The organism is Methylomonas sp. LL1 (assembly GCF_015711015.1).
Taxonomy (GTDB): domain Bacteria; phylum Pseudomonadota; class Gammaproteobacteria; order Methylococcales; family Methylomonadaceae; genus Methylomonas.
This window is the reverse complement of record NZ_CP064653.1, coordinates 1,444,221-1,459,819: the sequence shown is the minus strand read 5'-3', so window position 1 is coordinate 1,459,819 and position 15,599 is coordinate 1,444,221. Positions and strand designations below refer to the sequence as shown.

The window sequence follows — 15,599 nt, the reverse complement described above, 5'->3', positions numbered from 1 at the left end:
CACATGAAACTAGCCCTATTCTTTTCCCAACCCTACCGAAAAATCGCCAAAGACGGTTTGTGGGATAACAACGTGGTACTGACTCAAAATCTGGCCCTGTGTCCGTTGCTGGCGGTAACCGGCACCGCTACCAACGGTCTGGGGATGGGCTTGGCAACCATGGTGGTGATGCTGGCTTCCAACGGATTGGTTTCGGTCAGCCGGCAATTGATTCCATCGGAAATTCGGATTCCGATCTTTGTATTGCTGATCGCCGCGCTGGTGACGCTGGTGGATATTTTTTTGAATGCCTGGATGCACGAATTACATAAAGTGCTGGGCCTTTTTATTCCGTTGATCGTGACCAATTGCGTGATTCTGGGCCGGGCGGAAGCCTTCGCTTCCAAACAGCCGGTGATGCCGTCGATCTGGGACGGTTTGATGATGGGGGTCGGATTTACCCTGGCGATGGTGGTTTTGGGCGCGGCGCGGGAAATCAGCGGTGCCGGCACCTTGTTCGCCAATGCCTCGGTATTGCTGGGGGATAGCTTTCGCTTCATGGAACTGACCGTGATTCCCGAGTACAAGGGCTTCCTGCTGATGGCCTTGCCACCGGGTGGCTTCATTATGCTGGGGTTTATGGTGGCGGCCAAGCGCCTGCTGGATAAAAGGGCTGTCGCAAAACAATCACCCAGCCTGGAAATCGAAAGTCTGCAATTGGCCGAACAAGACAGTTAAGGAGTAAAACCATGAACGTAGGGGTGTGTTACGCGGAATCCGAGAGACAATTGTGGTTGCGCCTGGAAGTGCCGGAAGGCAGCACCGTGCAACAGGCTATCGAGTTGTCCGGGGTATTAAGCCAATATCCGCATATCGATCTGACTACGCAAAAAGTCGGTATTTTCGGCAAGCTTTCCAAGTTGGATGCCCCGGTCAAGGAAGGCGACCGGGTGGAAATTTACCGCAAGATCACCGCCGATCCGCAGCAAGTGCAACGGCGCCGAGTTGAAGTTGACTAACAGATTATTGCCCGGCTGGCGCTTTTTTTCGAAAAGCGGCGAACGGGAACACCAGAATTTTTAATCAGGAGAAATTCCATGCTACTCGAAAGCTTTGACAAACAAGGTCTGACTTTTATCACCAACGTGTTGGGTGCTACCAGCGAAAAAGGCATTTCCGCTTATCGCGGCGATTTGGTGTTGGTCGAGGGCTCGTTCCGCGAAGGCTCGACCACCGATCGCAAACCGCCGGAATTGCTGCTGCACCAGACTGCTATTTTGGCTGATAGCGAAAAATTGATTTTTGTGAATGGTTTGTTCGATGAATTACAACACGTGCCGGTTTTTATTGAAAAATACAAAAGCTTCTTGAACCCGGACACGCTGACCCTGTTTTACGTCGAAAACATCGCTACGCCGATGCAAATGGTGCTGGAAGGAATCACATTCAAGTTTGTGCCGTATAAAGAAGGCATGGTCTGGAATGAAACCTTGGAACTGCTGTATATCGAAAAAGCCGATCTGAAAGGCCAATCCGCCGAAGACAAGGTCGTGACAGTCTACGAAGCCGCAAAAAGTTTCAAAATCAAAACCGATCCTATCAGTTTTGACGAGGGCCTGAGCAAAACCATCGTGGTCAAAAAGGATGCGGCTGTCGGTCCGGTTTAAACAATCCGTCGTCACATAAAGGTCAATCATAATGAAGCCGTTCAAAACAGTCTCCGCCGTTGAAGCGGAAAAATTGATAGCCGACGCCAATCCCTTAATCCTGGATTGTCGGGATTTAAAGGATTACCGCGCCGGCCACATTGATAACGCCATGCATGTGCATGAGCAATTGCGCGATAGTCTGCTGAAGAAGGGCGATAAAGCGCGCGATATGCTGATTTATTGCTACTTTGGCCATGCCAGCGAGCATTTGGCGGAGATGTTTTGCGATTTCGGCTTCAAGCAAGTCTACAGTCTGGCGGGCGGTTATGCCGGCTGGCGCGAAGCCCATCCGGGTCAATAACACCACATTCCATAAAGGTGAAATTATGAGTCAATTATCACGAGAACTGGCTTTACGCGTCGCGTTGGCTTCGCGCGTCCTGCCCGGCGTCGATGTACCCAAATTGATCAGTGTGCTGCACGAGAAGGTTGGATCGCCGCTGGATGATGAAAAATTGAAGGCGATTACCGTCACCAATTTGAAGACCGGCATCGGCAGTCTGGATGGCGAAGAAGATGGTGAAGACATCGGTATCGGTCTGGAAAACATCAAGCTGGCGGTTCGTTATTTGTGGGGCGAGGAGGAGGGCGATGAGGATTTGCCGCAAGCCATGCCTTATAAAGAGGGCGATATGCCGGAATCGATTCGCGTGGCCGTGGCTTCCAACAGCGGATCGTTGTTGAACGGCCATTTCGGTTCCTGCATCCGTTTTCTGGTGTATCAATTATCCCGCGACGATTACCGCTTGATCGATATTCGCTCAACCGTGGAAGCCGACAGCGCCGATGACCGCAACTTGTTCCGCGCCAGCATGATCCAGGACTGCCATGTGCTGTTCGTGCAATCGATCGGTGGTCCGGCGGCGGCCAAAGTCATCCGCGCCGATATTTACCCGATCAAGGTGCCGGATGTGATCGGCGCGGTTGAAAAACTGCGTGAATTTCAACAAGTTTTCGATGCGCCACCACCGTGGATGGCGAAAGCCTTGGGCCGCGGTCCCGAGGAAAGAAAACGCTTTGCGGCGCACGAGTAAGCCATTGCGTAACAAACGCATCCAACCGGGAGAGGGATGGGCCGAGCAGCAAGCCCATCATTCGCCACCCAAGTAGACTGGCTGGAATGGGTTTATCTTGGTGCGCCTCATGTGCCGATAGCGGGAAATAAGCACTATAACAGTGCAGGCATGCCGCCTTATTTGTAATAAAACCGACATAATGAGTTGGTATATTTATTGCTCCTATAGATGATAATTCCCTTCACCTTACAGGCCATTTTTAATGGATACCCGCATCAAAGAAATCGATTTTATTGCTACCGTCACGCACGATTTGAAATCGCCACTGAACGTCATTTTGGGCACGCTGGAATTGATCCAGCAGGATGTCAAATCGGGTAGAGTGGATATAGAGCAATTATTGAGCGATTTATCCAACGCCCAACAGGCCGGCGCCGACATGTTGGAGCTGGTGCAAAACATGCTCACCACTTCCAGAATGCAAGCCGGTCAGGAGCAAATCGCGCCTAAACTGATCAGCCGAGCCCAATTGACCGAGAAAGCCCGAATCATCGAGAATACCTTTCGCAACGAAGCGCGATGTAAAAAGGTGGATTTTTCGGTTTCGGTCGGCGAACTGCCGGATTACGTCTATTGGGACATGCTGAAAATTCGCCTGTTTGCCATCAACAACTTAATTTCCAATGCGCTGAAGTTCATCGGTGACAAGGGCGGCATCGTCAAGGTCCTGATCGAACAAGACGGAAACAATAATGTCCAGATCTCGGTAATGGATGATGGTCCAGGCATACCCATGAATGAGCGTGCCAGTATTTTCTGCAAATATGTCTCGGCCTCCAACCTGCCGCGCGGCTTCCAGTCCAGCGGCTTTGGCCTGTTTAACGCCTATCAAACGATTGCGATGCATCAGGGTTGTATCGAGGTGCTTGATGGGCTGAATGGCAAGGGTGTGACGTTCAGAATGAAAATTCCGGCAAACCCGGTTGCAATATTTCAGGTGAATAAGGCGGCGGTCACACTGTCCTAGCCATGTTTGCTCCGCGCCATAGTTAAAGCAAACGCTGAATCTCGGCGCATTCATCCTCGGTCAGCTTAAATTCGAAAATCGCTAAATCCGCCCGCATGTGATCCACCGAGCTGGTGCCGGTCAACGGCACGATGCCGATTTGAGTCAAATAACGGAAAAAGATTTGCGCCGAGCTGCGTTGGTATGTGGTGGCCAGGTCTTGGATTACAGTGTCGGCCAGGATTTTGGGATTGGCGGTCAAAGTCCAGAAACTTTGATAAATAACCCCTTGCTGGCGGCAAAATTGGCGAATGTCGCGGTCGTGATCAGTGTCGGCGTAAAACCGGTTTTGGATCACGGCCGGTTTGACCGTGGCGGCCTGATATAAAAACTTGAACACTTCGGGCTCGTAGCAATTACTGATGCCCAATTGCTTGGCCCCGCCCGCCTGAAAAATACCTTCCATGGCCCGCCAGACTTCCAGCAATTGTTGACGATCGGCCAGCGGCGAATGCAGTACCAGACAATCCAGATAATCGGTTTGCAGATTGCGCAGCGAGGCTTGAAAAGATTGCGACACTTGCTCGGCCAATACCGCATCGGGGTCGTACGGGATTTGCAGGGGATCGTGGCCGTTCAACGGCGTGAATTTGGTTTGTAGATAAATCCGATCGCGGCTCAATCCACGCCGGACGCAGGCCGATAGCGCGTCACCGACGCCGGCTTCATGGTAATGCTTGGGTTGGCAGGCCGTATCGATACCGCGAAAGCCGGCTTCCAATGCCTGTTCCACTAAGCGAGCGGTGTGTTCTTTCTTCCAGGCCGTGCCGTAAATAATGCCGGGCACCCGCACGCCATTAGCCGAGAGTATAAAGTTAGTGTCAGTCATGGGGCCTCCGGATGATAATTTTGCCTGGCATGTTAACCGAGCTTATCAAATTACCAAGCTGTTTTTGCGCTGTTCTGAAAACCGGGGATTTAACCGCCGGCGGGATGTATCGAATTACTGAAGATAAAGTAAGCGATGGATGCGCTCCAATTGTAATCATCGTTTCGTAATCCACTGCTTTTGTCGTCTTTGCTACAAACACTAAATCCATCAACTCCAATAAAGTCAATGTCTTAACAAATGGCACAGCGGTTGCATTATCCCTTACAAAACCTGAGGTGTAGCCATGAAATCGAGCAAAGACATTGCGGAACTGTTAGACGAGCCAGCCTGCGAGCATAACAAGAAGGAAAAGTCCGGCTGCGCCAAACCGAAACCCGGTTCGGCGGCGGGCGGTTGCGCCTTCGACGGCGCGCAGATTGCGCTGTTGCCGATCGCCGATGTCGCCCATATCGTCCATGGGCCGATAGCCTGCGCCGGCAGTTCCTGGGATAACCGCGGCACCCGCTCTTCCGGCTCCGAGTTGTACCGGATCGGCATGACCACTGATTTGACCGAACAGGACGTGGTGATGGGCCGTAGCGAGAAACGGCTGTTCCATTCCATCAAGCAAGCCATCGACAGCTACAATCCGCCGGCGGTCTTCATTTATAACACCTGCGTGCCGGCCCTGGTCGGCGACGACATCAACGCCACCTGCAAATCCGCCGCCGAACGTTGGGGCGTGCCGGTAATTCCTATCGATTGTGCCGGTTTTTACGGCACCAAGAATCTGGGCAACCGCATTGCCGGCGACGCCATGGTCAAGCATGTGATCGGCACCCGCGATCCCGATCCTCTGCCACCCGGCACCGAACGGCCCGGCATCAAGGTTCACGACGTCAATCTGGTCGGCGAATACAACATCGCCGGCGAATTCTGGCATGTGTTGCCGTTGCTGGATGAGATGGGCCTGCGGGTTCTTTGCACCCTATCCGGCGACGCCCGCTTCCGCGAAGTGCAGACCATGCACAAGGCCGAAGTCAACATGATGGTGTGCTCCAAGGCCATGGTCAATGTGGCCCGCAAGCTGCAACAAAGCTACGGCACACCCTGGTTCGAAGGCAGCTTCTACGGCATTACCGATACCAGCCAGGCCTTGCGCGACTTTGCTCGGGTGATTAACGATCCCGACTTAATCGAACGTACCGAAGCCATTATCGCCCGCGAAGAAGCGCGTATCCGCGAGTTACTGGCGCCGTGGAAAGAACGCTTGAAAGGCAAGCGGGTGCTGCTGTTTACCGGCGGCGTGAAAAGCTGGTCGGTGATTTCGGCCTTGCAGGATTTAGGGATGGTGGTGGTCGCCACCGGTACCAAGAAATCCACCGAGGAAGACAAGGCGCGGATACGCGAATTGATGGGCGAAGACACTTTGATGATAGAAGATGGTAGTCCGAAACAACTGATCCAGATCGTCCACGATTACAAAGCCGACATTCTGATCGCCGGTGGCCGGAATATGTACACCGCCTTGAAGGCGAAGATTCCGTTCCTGGACATCAATCAGGAGCGGGAATTCGGTTATGAAGGCTATCAAGGCATGCTGGAGTTGGTGCGGCAACTGGCGTTGACGCTGGAAAGTCCGGTTTGGTCGTCGGTCAGGGCGACGGCGCCGTGGAAGACGGCAAAATCGTTGAACACCACGATAGGATGTGCCGACGAAGGAGGCGCATCGGCCGCGAACGATGCCATTCACTCTGCTCAAGCGGTTGGTGCGTAGTCATGGCTGAAATCATCAAACGCAACAAAGCCCTGTCGGTCAACCCGCTGAAAGCCAGCCAACCGATGGGCGGATCGCTGGCCTGTCTGGGTTTCGACCGGGCGATTCCGATGCTGCACGGTTCGCAAGGTTGCACCGCGTTCGCCAAGGTATTTTTCGTCCGCCATTTCCGCGAGCCTATCCCGTTGCAAACCACGGCAATGGATCAGGCCAGCTCGGTGCTGGGCGCCGATGAAAACGTCATCGAAGGCATCAAGGCTATTGCCGAAAAGTCCAACCCGGCCCTGATCACGGTGTTGACCACCGGCCTGGCCGAAACCCAGGGCTGCGATGTGCACCGCAACGTCCGCGAGTTTCGGGAAAAGTATCCGGAATACGCGCATGTGGCTGTGGTGGCGGTTAACACCCCGGATTTTACCGGCTGCGTGGAAACTGGTTTCGCCGCCACCATCTACGAAATCGTCAAGGTCCTGGTACCGGATGCGGCCAGCTCCGGCACCAAGCCGGGCAATCGCCAACGCCAAGTCAACGTGCTGGTCAGTCCGATGTTGACGCCGGGCGACCTGGAATCCTTGCGGGATTTGATCGAGCAATTCAATTTGCGGCCGGTGCTGATACCCGACGTATCCGAATCGCTGGACGGCAGCTTGACCGAAGACGAGTTTTCGCCGGTCACCATCGGCGGCACCTTGGTGTCGGAAATGGCGACCCTGGGCGAAGCCAGGGCGACCTTGGTAATCGGCGCCTCGCTGCAAAAAGCCGGCGAGCTGTTGCAGCAAAAAACCGGCGTGCCCAGCCATTATTTCGATCATCTGTATGGTCTGGAAGCCAACGACGCCCTGATCATGGCCTTGGCCGAAATCAGCGAACAACCGGTGCCGCAAAAGATAGAACGCCAGCGTTCACAATTGCAGGACGCCATGCTCGACACCCATTTCATGCTCGGCCAGTTACGAGTCGCCATCGCCGCCGACCCGGATCAGCTCAATGCCTTCATTCATTTGGTGAAAGGCATGGGCGCGCAAGTGGTGGCGGCGATCAGCGCCGGCAATACGCCGTTATTGGCGAAAGCGCCGGTCGACAGTATCAAGATCGGTGACCTGGAAGATTTGGAGCTGATGGCCAAGGAAAATAGGGCGCAATTGCTGATCGGTAATTCGCACGCGGTCGGCAGTGCTGAGCGTTTGGGAATTCCGATCCTGCGTGCGGGTTTTCCGTTGTACGACATCATTGGCGGCTATCAAAAAACCTGGATCGGCTATCGCGGTACAAGGCAAGCCTTGTTCGACCTGGCCAATCTGGTGATAAATTTCGCCCACGAAGAAATTGAGGTCTATCACTCTCCTTATGCGCAAAAACCCGAATCCGAACGACAAGCTTGCTCGCCGTCATGTCATTAACTCGCCGCATGCACGTAGTGCATACCAACGAACAGAGGATGCCCATGGAAACCGCCATTAAAGTCGCTTTTGCCACCACCGACATGGTTCACGTCAACCAACATTTCGGTTCGGCCCGGTCGTTTGCCGTCTATGCGGTCGATCCGGAACAAGTTGAAATATTGGAGGCCGCCCAATTCGGCGATCTGGCCCAGGACGGCAACGAAGACAAGTTGTCGGTCAAGCTGCAATTGCTGGATGGTTGCGCCGCCGTTTATTGCCAGGCGGTCGGCGCGTCGGCGATCAAACAGATCATCGCCCAGGGCATACAGCCGATCAAGGTTCACGAAGGCAGCACCATCAAGGATTTACTGGCCGATTTGCAGGCCGAAATGAAATCCGGCCCATCAAGCTGGTTGGCCAAGGCCATTAATCAGCATAAAGGCCCGAATGCCGAGAGGTTTGATGCAATGGAGGATGAGGGCTGGGAAGAGTGATCGAAAATCAATGGTTCCCACGTTTTGCGTGGGAACCCAGGTAGGGACGCTCCAGCGCCCCGAACCGCAGAGCGGTTCAAAATGCGTTTCCACGCAGAGCATGGGAACGATAACGAATTTAACACACAGGAGAACCACCATGTCCCAACCCGCATTAGCCGTTGAAACCAACGACCCTTACATGACTTCGGAAATCGTCGTCGAAATGATCAAGCAACTTCGCGCATTGGATACTTACGATACCTATGAAGGTTGGTCCGATGAAAAAATCATCGACCCATTAGTGTTGACCAAGGAACGCAAACGTGAAATTCCGATTATCGGCGACCCCGACGAAATCACCTTGGCGCGTGTTAAAGCGTATTACAACAGCTTGGCATCATTGATCGAGAAAAAAGGCGGCTTGATGGCCGTGCCCGTTATCAATATCACGCACGAAGGTTTTGGCCGGGCATTTATTCTGGTCGGCAAGTTGATCGTGGTCGATAAAACCTTGCGCGATGTGCATCGTTTCGGTTTCCCCAGCCTGGAAGACCTGAGCGAGAAATCAGAGTCGGCCATCGGTAACGCGCTTGAGTTGATCGAAAAATTCCGAGAAGTTGCCGAATATTGAGGTGCGATATGAGCGACGAAGAACTGAAAAAACTGGAAAAAGAGGTCAAGAAAACCAAACGCCTGGCCGGTGAAGCGGCGATGGAGTTACACGACTTGATCGAGGATAGGCTGCCCGATGCCTATGGCGAACTGATGGCTGTCGCCCAGAATACCTATGACGCTTGCAAAGCCTGGGACGAAGCCAATAAGAAATTTTTGGCCGCAAGCGAAGCAACTGCCTGAGGAAAGAAGATGAGCGAATTTGTAACCGGAACCACTTTTGGCGGAACAGTTTGGACACCGTCCTATGTGTCCGATATTAATCAGCGCAATTGCATAGGCTGTGGCCGCTGCTTCAAGGTTTGTCCGCGCGATGTGTTCGACTTGGTCGAGAAGGACGAGGTGCTGTCGGCCGAGGATTTCGGCGACGACTACGGCGACTTCGAGGACGATGACGACAACAGCATGGTGATGAGTCTTAAAAATGCGGCGGACTGCATCGGCTGCGAGGCGTGTTCCAAGGTTTGTCCCAAGGATTGTTTTACGCATCAGCATAAGGCAGCGGCATAGCTTTTTATGTTGTGTCGCTATCGCGACGATGATTGAAGCCGGTTCTCGCACCGGCCGGCGAGTGACTTTCTTTTGTTTCGCCAAAAGAAAGTCACCAAAGAAAAGGCGACCCGGATGCCGCTTTGACCCTGCGCTCCTCGCTTTTGTCGAGGACCGACGGAAGGGGCTCCTGCCCCTCCGTCGGCGTACGGCATCCATGCCGCACCCCTGCGGGCTATTCTCGTCAAAAGCTGCGGTGCTCGGCGCGGCAAACGGGAAACAACCCTATCTCCGTTTAGAAACTATGCGGATCGGGTTTAAACCTAAACCGGCATAAAAAATATGTAGGGTGGGCTTAGCCCACCATTGAATGTTATTGAACCAAGGAGTCGAAACCATGCCCCGTCCCGATAAACACGTCTTCGTCTGTACCCAAAACCGTCCCGAGGGCCATCCGCGCGGTTCCTGCGCCGCCAGCGGTTGCGCCGAGGTGATGAACGAGTTCATGAACGAAATTCAAGCCCGTAACCTGTTCGAGAAAATTGCCCTGACCAATACCGGTTGCATGGGACCCTGCATGATGGGGCCGAGCGTACTGGTATATCCGGAAGGAGTGATGTACGGCAAGGTTGGCAAAGAGGATGTTAAAACCATCATCGACCAACATCTGTTGGGCGGCCAACCGGTTGAAGCGCTGAAAGTGCCGGCCGAGGTCTGGTAGGGTATGGCACGGGCGGCAATTTTTGAAGAAAGGGTGCTGTTTAGCCCCAACCTGCCGGAAGCGGTCAATAAGCTGCTGCAAGCCGCGGTTGCCGCCAGTCATGCCGACAAGCCACTGGCGGAAAAACTGTTCAAGCAGGCGCAGGAATCCGATCGCGCCTGTTTGCAGACCTATTTTGCCTTATATAAATTCTATTTTTATCAGGGCCGTTTGCTGGAAGCCGAACGCGAGGTGATTGCCGCTCTGGAGCAATCCGCGCATCAAGGTGGATTCCCGAGCGATTACCGGCGACTGGTACGAGAACTGGATCAATGGGACATGTATGCCGGCGACATCCCCTTGTTTTACTTGTACAGCTTGAAAGCGCTGGCGTTTATTAAGCTGCGGCGGGAACAAGAGGTTGAAGCCCGCGTGATTCTATCGCTGATGCAGGAGTTGGATCCCGAAGACCGTTGCGGTGCCTCGGTGATCATGAGTCTGGCCGATGCCTTGCTGGAGGATGCGGCATGACCAATGCTATCGAGCAGGCTGTCGAAGCCAAGCGGGCTTTCGGTAAGACGGTTTGTCAGCGCATCAGCGAAAACATCGCCAAGTTGGGATTTTCCGTGCAAACCGGAATTACCTTACCGGATTTCGAAGCGGCCGAGTTTAGTCTGGTGACCGATCCTTATAGCCAAAGCCAGGATCTGGTCGGTTATTGGTATAACACCGGCAAGCAGCGCATTGGACAGATCAAGTTTCACGGCGACGGTAGTTTTTACGCCGAATACGATGTGGTTCAACCTCACCCCAGCAAGAAACAGTTTTTCGTCGAAGCGATTAATGCTTGGGGCCAGCAAGACAACATCAAAACGGAAGCCAAATTGCTCGACATTCCTCAATAGGTAGCGTGATGGCCAATCCCAAGCACTTGTACGAATTGTTGCTGGATCACTGTACTAGCGATGCGGTGGTCGATCATCTGATGATAGGTTTGGTCTGGACCCTGTGCCAGACTAATGAAAAGTCCGGTGTCGGTTTGGCGATGAGCCCAGGGTTTGCGACACGGACGCTGAGCTGGTCGGGCAATCTGACCGGTAAGCCGATTACCGATCTGGCCGCCTGGATTTTGGACTGGAACCCCTATCAGGCCACGGTGGCGATGGCCGCGATCAACAGTTGCATCAATAGCCGGCCATTACCCGATTCAGTGGTGCTGGAACACAACGGCGAACATGCCAATCTGGCGGTATTCGATTACTTCCTGCCTCGGCTGTTAAATCAGAAAGTCGTGGTGATCGGCCATTATCCTGGCATCGAACGCTATCGGGAGCGGATGCAGCTGACTGTGCTGGAAAAACAACCTTCCGCCGACGATTTACCCGACTCGGCCTGCGAATTTTTATTGCCGAATGCCGATTGGGTATTTTTGACCGCCAGCTCCATTCCCAACAAAACCTTTCCGCGTTTGGCCGAGTTGGCCGGCAATGCCAAGACCGTGTTGATGGGGCCGACCGTGCCTTGGTTGCCGCAATTGCATGAGTTCGGCATCGATTATTTGGCCGGCGTCGAAGTCACCGATACCGATGCCTTGTATCACACCGCAGCTCAAGGTGGGGGTGTGAAAGTTTTTAATCACGGCTTGCGCTATCGTATTGCCGAATTGACGCCATCCACTAACCTGAATTGGTTGAAACAACAAATCGCCGATTGCGCCGGTGAAAAAAACCAGCTTAATCAGCGGATGGAAAGTTGGTATGCGGCCGGCAACAGCAGCCGATTTCCGGAATATCAACATTTGGAGCGGGTCACTAACCGTTTGTCGCGCATGGATAGCAGTTACAAAGTGTTGTGGGACTGTTACGGCGAGCAGCCCGATCGCATCAATTAAGCCATGCCTCAAAATCGGATATTCAGCCGGGATCGGCTATTGCTCTACTATAAGGGCGACATTAGCGCGCTTGTGCTATTTGCTCAGCAGGCCAACGGTAGCGTCTGTTTTCCGGAATCCTTGCCGGCATTATCCAGCGCCTTGGAGCCGGATGAGTTCGCTGAAACCAAGGTCAGCGCGCACCCATCCATGTTGGTTAATCGGATCAACCAATTAATGCAATTGGATAGCGATTTATTGCGGGCGGAACCGGGCTTTCATGAACAAATCGATGCGCCGGGCGGTATTATCACGGTACATATGGCCCGCTTTATATTGCTGGATCCGCCGCATAAGCTGATGCAAAACCTGGACTGCAGGATGCGCACTCTACCGGAACTGCGCGGCAGGCCGCCGGCGGAGATGGAGTTATTGCGGCGTGCCTATGTCAAACTGATGGAGGGCTAGGATGTTTGATTTTATGGACATGGATTTCAATTCGTCAGATGAGGTGACTACGTCGGGTCCCTATATTCCGGCGGTCGGCGATTGCATGCGTTGCGGCATGTGCGTCGCCGGCTGTCCGACTTTTCGTTTGTTCGCTATCGAGGAAGAAACCCCGCGCCGCCGGATACGCACCATAAGCAAGATTCTGGTCGAAAATCTGGCCATTAGCGCCGACGAACGCTTGCATCTGGATAACTGCTTGCAATGCCGGGCTTGTGAAACGGTTTGTCCCAGCAAGATGGCTTACGGGCAGCTATTCGACCAAGCTCAAGCCCAATTAGGGATTAAACCCAAGGGCTTGGCAAAGCCGGCATTGCGCTTGATTGAAAACAAACGCTGGCGCAAACGCATCATGCCGTTGCTGGCGTTGTATCTGAAGTCGGGCATGCGAAAGCCATTAGCTAAAACCGGTTTTCTGAAATGGCTGGGGCTGGCGGATGCCGAGGCGGTTTTGAAACAACCCGCTTTGCAAGCCATGGCAAGCCGTTATCCAACTCGGGTGGCCCGGCGCGGATGCGTCGCGTTATTCACCGGTTGTATCGCCGAAGCCTTCGACCGCGATACCTTGTCGTCGGCGATTAAACTTCTGAATGCCATCGGTTATGAAGTCTTGGTGCCGCCGGATCAAGGTTGCTGCGGCGCGATTCAGCAGCACAATGGCCAGTCCGCCGCCGGTATGATCGATCAAAATATCGCGGTTTTCAATACGCTGGATGTCGATGCGGTATTGCATTGCGCCAGCGGTTGCGGGGCGATGCTGGGTGAATATCAAAGTCATGATATAGCCGCCGCCGGCGATTTTCGCCAACGCTTGGCCGACATTAATGACTTTTTGTTGAAACATTGGCCAGATGACTTACAGCTTTTGCCGCTTGATTTAAAAATCGCCGTACACGAGCCTTGCAGCCAGCGCAATGTGTTGAAAAACCCGCAAACCGTTTATGCCTTGCTGGAGAAAATTCCGGGATTAAATGTGGTTCCGTTGGCGGATAATCAGGTTTGCTGCGGCGCCGGCGGCAGCTACATGCTGACTCACCCGGAGAATGCCGTACAATTGCGCGGTCTGAAATATCGAGCTATTAAAGAGGCCGAAGCGGATAGTGTGGTCAGCAGTAATTTCGGTTGCGCGGTCTTTTTGGCAACGGATGCGGCACCGGTCGCGCATCCCTTGTCGCTGCTCGCTCGGCAATTACCTATCCATGGGTTCTCGGATTAAACAATCTCTCGCAAGCTTTGGGCGCTAGACTCGTTATCTTTTTTGAAGGTTTGCCTCGGCTTCCATCGCTTTTTTGATAGAGTACGCGACTAACTTTGCTGCTTTAATAGCGCAGGCCAAGAGATTGGGGGTTATCCGTGTTGATTATTGTCAAAAATATATCGCCCACAATTGCCGTGGATCAGCTGGAACAATATGTGCTTTCGGCTTTGAAGGGACGATTTTGGCAAATTGACGGCCAGCTAAAAGCCGTAAAAATCATTGAAATAATCAATCGGAAGCGCAAGCCGGTTGAAAGGTATGGGCTGCTTCGAGTCGATCCCGACGATATTAAGGAGCGTGTCATCAAGGCGCTTAAAAAGCGTTCGATTTCAGGGTTGCATTTTTCCGTTGATGAATACGTCATCAGGCTTTGGAGTAACGATAGACGGCATAATGCATCGAATATCCCCGCCATGCCGACCACTCAGTCAAATCGCCGGATTGCCGACCGGCGTAGGCGAGGGTTGAGCTTGGTTACAGTGGCCGAAAAAGTTATCGATTAATGCTATTGATTCGCTATGAATCACTATTTGCGGTTTTTTTAGATAAATTTATCAATTCCTCGCAACGTAAGCTGATTTTGCTCGCTTGTTGCTCCGTGGAAAAGTTGGCGTATTTGTTGGCAAATGCGGCAGCGGCTAGCTTATATTTTGGGTTTGTCAGTATTTCAGAGATAGTGTTGCGGTAATTGGGCTTTTTGGTTTCGGTGGTTATGTGTTTCCCGGCGCCTAAAGATTCAAGGTTAAGCGCGCACAACCATTGTTCCAGATGAAAAGGCAAAATAAGTAGTGGTTTGCCTGATAATAGAAAGCTTGAAATTGTCGCGATGCCGCCGTGACAAATTGCCATGTCGCATTGTTCGCAAACCTCCGATAGCTGGTACGGGTGAGGCGAAATATGTAGGTTGGCGCCGCTATGTTTTTGAATGAAGGCAGGCGTGATGCCGGCTATATGGACCAAGACCGAATAGGCTGAATTTTTTAGTTGTTGTAATAGGGTTTCCAGTCCAGGGTGGCTTAGGTTTAGATAGGCAAAGATTTTATTGCCGCCGATAGATGGCCATTGCGGCTTGATTCCACCTGATTGATAAAGCGAGGGTCCCCAATAGGAGTCTTTTTTGCGATTTTGATAATGGTCTAGTTCCTCAAATGTGCAGAGAAAATTTTCGTTCACGTTGAACAAATCGGCCAAACGGGTAAGAGGATCGTAATCGAGCATTTGCAAAGCCGAATTAGTCGAGTCCAAGACTTCCAATTCCATTCTTAATAGTTCTTTTTCGCTAATTTTTAACAAAGGTCTTATACAGGGCATGGGAGTAACAACAGGCGGTGCAAAAAAACCTGCGCCGAACAGGGCTTTAGGTATGTCCAGAGGGCGTGCCGCCAGTAATGCGGTTGGGGCGTGATCGAACAAAATCAAATCGGGCTTAGTGTATCGATATAAGGATTGCCAGGCATGTACCCGGCCAATCAAGCCGCTAAGATTGTCAAATCCGGCATTTTTTAAGATTCCGGGGTAACTGTATGCTGCCGGCATTGTGTTGGACGTGGGCCAACGTATGGGAGACTGTAAATAATGAAACTGGTTTTTACCCAGCAGTATATCGGCATGCTCAAGATTTTTGAGTGCGAATATTATTTGGTGACCACGCTGTTTCAATTGTTGTGCAATAGTAAGAAAACGGGCTATGTGGCCGTAACCCGCGCCCAATTCCCAGGCATATAGTATTTTGCTCATTTCTGTAGTGTTCGTCCGGCTAAAGAGTGAGTTTGAAAAACTCATGTTTGCAAAATGTTTGAGATTATAGGCCTTTGAGTTTGAACTGTTAGCTGGTTCTCACTATACTTCAGTTGTCGGTAATCCAGTGGTCATATTGATTCGCTGCCG

21 protein-coding genes are annotated in these 15,599 nt (G+C 52.5%); 19 read left to right on the top strand and 2 right to left on the bottom strand.

Going from position 1 to position 15,599, the window contains the following annotated elements; genetic code table 11:
• The first annotated feature begins 3 nt into the window (after positions 1-3).
• The 6 genes from IVG45_RS07090 (at position 4) to IVG45_RS07065 (ending at position 3,731) form a co-directional block, all read left to right on the top strand.
• A complete protein-coding gene (locus IVG45_RS07090) occupies positions 4-717 on the top strand; it encodes an electron transport complex subunit E (protein ID WP_196437157.1) in 714 nt (237 codons plus the stop codon).
• An 11-nt stretch (positions 718-728) separates the two neighbouring features.
• Entirely contained in the window at positions 729-998 is a 270-nt protein-coding gene (locus IVG45_RS07085) for an RnfH family protein (protein WP_196437156.1), read from the top strand.
• Between the two features lie 78 nt (positions 999-1,076).
• Complete coding sequence (locus tag IVG45_RS07080; protein WP_196437155.1) at positions 1,077-1,646, top strand: hypothetical protein; 570 nt, start codon at positions 1,077-1,079, stop codon at positions 1,644-1,646.
• Between the two features lie 31 nt (positions 1,647-1,677).
• The gene (locus IVG45_RS07075) at positions 1,678-1,989 is read left to right on the top strand and encodes a rhodanese-like domain-containing protein (protein ID WP_196437154.1); all 312 of its coding nucleotides are present in this window, start codon (positions 1,678-1,680) and stop codon (positions 1,987-1,989) included.
• Between the two features lie 25 nt (positions 1,990-2,014).
• Positions 2,015-2,722 carry a dinitrogenase iron-molybdenum cofactor biosynthesis protein gene (locus IVG45_RS07070; protein ID WP_196437153.1) on the top strand — a complete coding sequence of 236 codons (708 nt, stop codon included), beginning with the start codon at positions 2,015-2,017 and terminating at the stop codon, positions 2,720-2,722.
• 244 nt (positions 2,723-2,966) lie between these two features.
• Positions 2,967-3,731: a sensor histidine kinase gene (locus IVG45_RS07065; protein WP_196437152.1), complete on the top strand. Its 765-nt coding sequence runs from the start codon at positions 2,967-2,969 to the stop codon at positions 3,729-3,731.
• Positions 3,732-3,753: 22 nt separating this feature from the next.
• On the opposite strand, the gene IVG45_RS07060 is transcribed toward IVG45_RS07065, so the two are convergent.
• Positions 3,754-4,599: an aldo/keto reductase family protein gene (locus tag IVG45_RS07060; protein WP_196437151.1), complete on the bottom strand. Its 846-nt coding sequence runs from the start codon at positions 4,597-4,599 to the stop codon at positions 3,754-3,756.
• A gap of 286 nt (positions 4,600-4,885) precedes the next feature.
• Here IVG45_RS07060 and nifE point away from each other — a divergent pair, with 286 nt between their 5' ends.
• The 13 genes from nifE (at position 4,886) to IVG45_RS06995 (ending at position 14,215) form a co-directional block, all read left to right on the top strand.
• Positions 4,886-6,358 (top strand): nitrogenase iron-molybdenum cofactor biosynthesis protein NifE, encoded by a 1,473-nt coding sequence (gene nifE, locus IVG45_RS07055; RefSeq protein WP_230874786.1) that lies wholly within the window; start codon positions 4,886-4,888, stop codon positions 6,356-6,358.
• 2 nt (positions 6,359-6,360) lie between these two features.
• Positions 6,361-7,758, top strand: coding sequence for a nitrogenase iron-molybdenum cofactor biosynthesis protein NifN (gene nifN / locus IVG45_RS07050; protein WP_196437150.1), 1,398 nt, complete (start codon positions 6,361-6,363; stop codon positions 7,756-7,758).
• 44 nt (positions 7,759-7,802) lie between these two features.
• Positions 7,803-8,234: a nitrogen fixation protein NifX gene (gene nifX, locus IVG45_RS07045; RefSeq protein ID WP_196437149.1), complete on the top strand. Its 432-nt coding sequence runs from the start codon at positions 7,803-7,805 to the stop codon at positions 8,232-8,234.
• A gap of 139 nt (positions 8,235-8,373) precedes the next feature.
• Entirely contained in the window at positions 8,374-8,847 is a 474-nt protein-coding gene (locus tag IVG45_RS07040; protein ID WP_196437148.1) for a NifX-associated nitrogen fixation protein, read from the top strand.
• Positions 8,848-8,855: 8 nt separating this feature from the next.
• Positions 8,856-9,071, top strand: a complete 216-nt coding sequence (locus IVG45_RS07035; RefSeq protein ID WP_196437147.1) for a CCE_0567 family metalloprotein — start codon at positions 8,856-8,858, stop codon at positions 9,069-9,071.
• A 9-nt stretch (positions 9,072-9,080) separates the two neighbouring features.
• Complete coding sequence (fdxB, locus tag IVG45_RS07030; protein WP_196437146.1) at positions 9,081-9,398, top strand: ferredoxin III, nif-specific; 318 nt, start codon at positions 9,081-9,083, stop codon at positions 9,396-9,398.
• Positions 9,399-9,774: 376 nt separating this feature from the next.
• Positions 9,775-10,098 (top strand): (2Fe-2S) ferredoxin domain-containing protein, encoded by a 324-nt coding sequence (locus IVG45_RS07025; RefSeq protein WP_196437145.1) that lies wholly within the window; start codon positions 9,775-9,777, stop codon positions 10,096-10,098.
• Between the two features lie 3 nt (positions 10,099-10,101).
• On the top strand, positions 10,102-10,608 hold the full coding sequence (locus tag IVG45_RS07020) for a hypothetical protein (protein WP_196437144.1): 507 nt from the start codon (positions 10,102-10,104) through the stop codon (positions 10,606-10,608).
• Positions 10,605-10,982, top strand: coding sequence for a hypothetical protein (locus IVG45_RS07015; protein ID WP_196437143.1), 378 nt, complete (start codon positions 10,605-10,607; stop codon positions 10,980-10,982). The genes IVG45_RS07020 and IVG45_RS07015 overlap by 4 nt, the downstream gene beginning before the upstream one ends.
• An 8-nt stretch (positions 10,983-10,990) precedes the next feature.
• Positions 10,991-11,968: a DUF364 domain-containing protein gene (locus tag IVG45_RS07010; RefSeq protein WP_196437142.1), complete on the top strand. Its 978-nt coding sequence runs from the start codon at positions 10,991-10,993 to the stop codon at positions 11,966-11,968.
• Between the two features lie 3 nt (positions 11,969-11,971).
• Positions 11,972-12,415, top strand: a complete 444-nt coding sequence (locus IVG45_RS07005) for a hypothetical protein (protein ID WP_196437141.1) — start codon at positions 11,972-11,974, stop codon at positions 12,413-12,415.
• Position 12,416: 1 nt separating this feature from the next.
• On the top strand, positions 12,417-13,670 hold the full coding sequence (locus IVG45_RS07000) for a (Fe-S)-binding protein (RefSeq protein ID WP_196437140.1): 1,254 nt from the start codon (positions 12,417-12,419) through the stop codon (positions 13,668-13,670).
• A gap of 137 nt (positions 13,671-13,807) precedes the next feature.
• Positions 13,808-14,215, top strand: coding sequence for a hypothetical protein (locus IVG45_RS06995; protein WP_196437139.1), 408 nt, complete (start codon positions 13,808-13,810; stop codon positions 14,213-14,215).
• A gap of 13 nt (positions 14,216-14,228) precedes the next feature.
• On the opposite strand, the gene IVG45_RS06990 is transcribed toward IVG45_RS06995, so the two are convergent.
• Positions 14,229-15,449, bottom strand: a complete 1,221-nt coding sequence (locus IVG45_RS06990; RefSeq protein ID WP_196437138.1) for a glycosyltransferase — start codon at positions 15,447-15,449, stop codon at positions 14,229-14,231.
• Between the last annotated feature and the right edge of the window lie 150 nt (positions 15,450-15,599).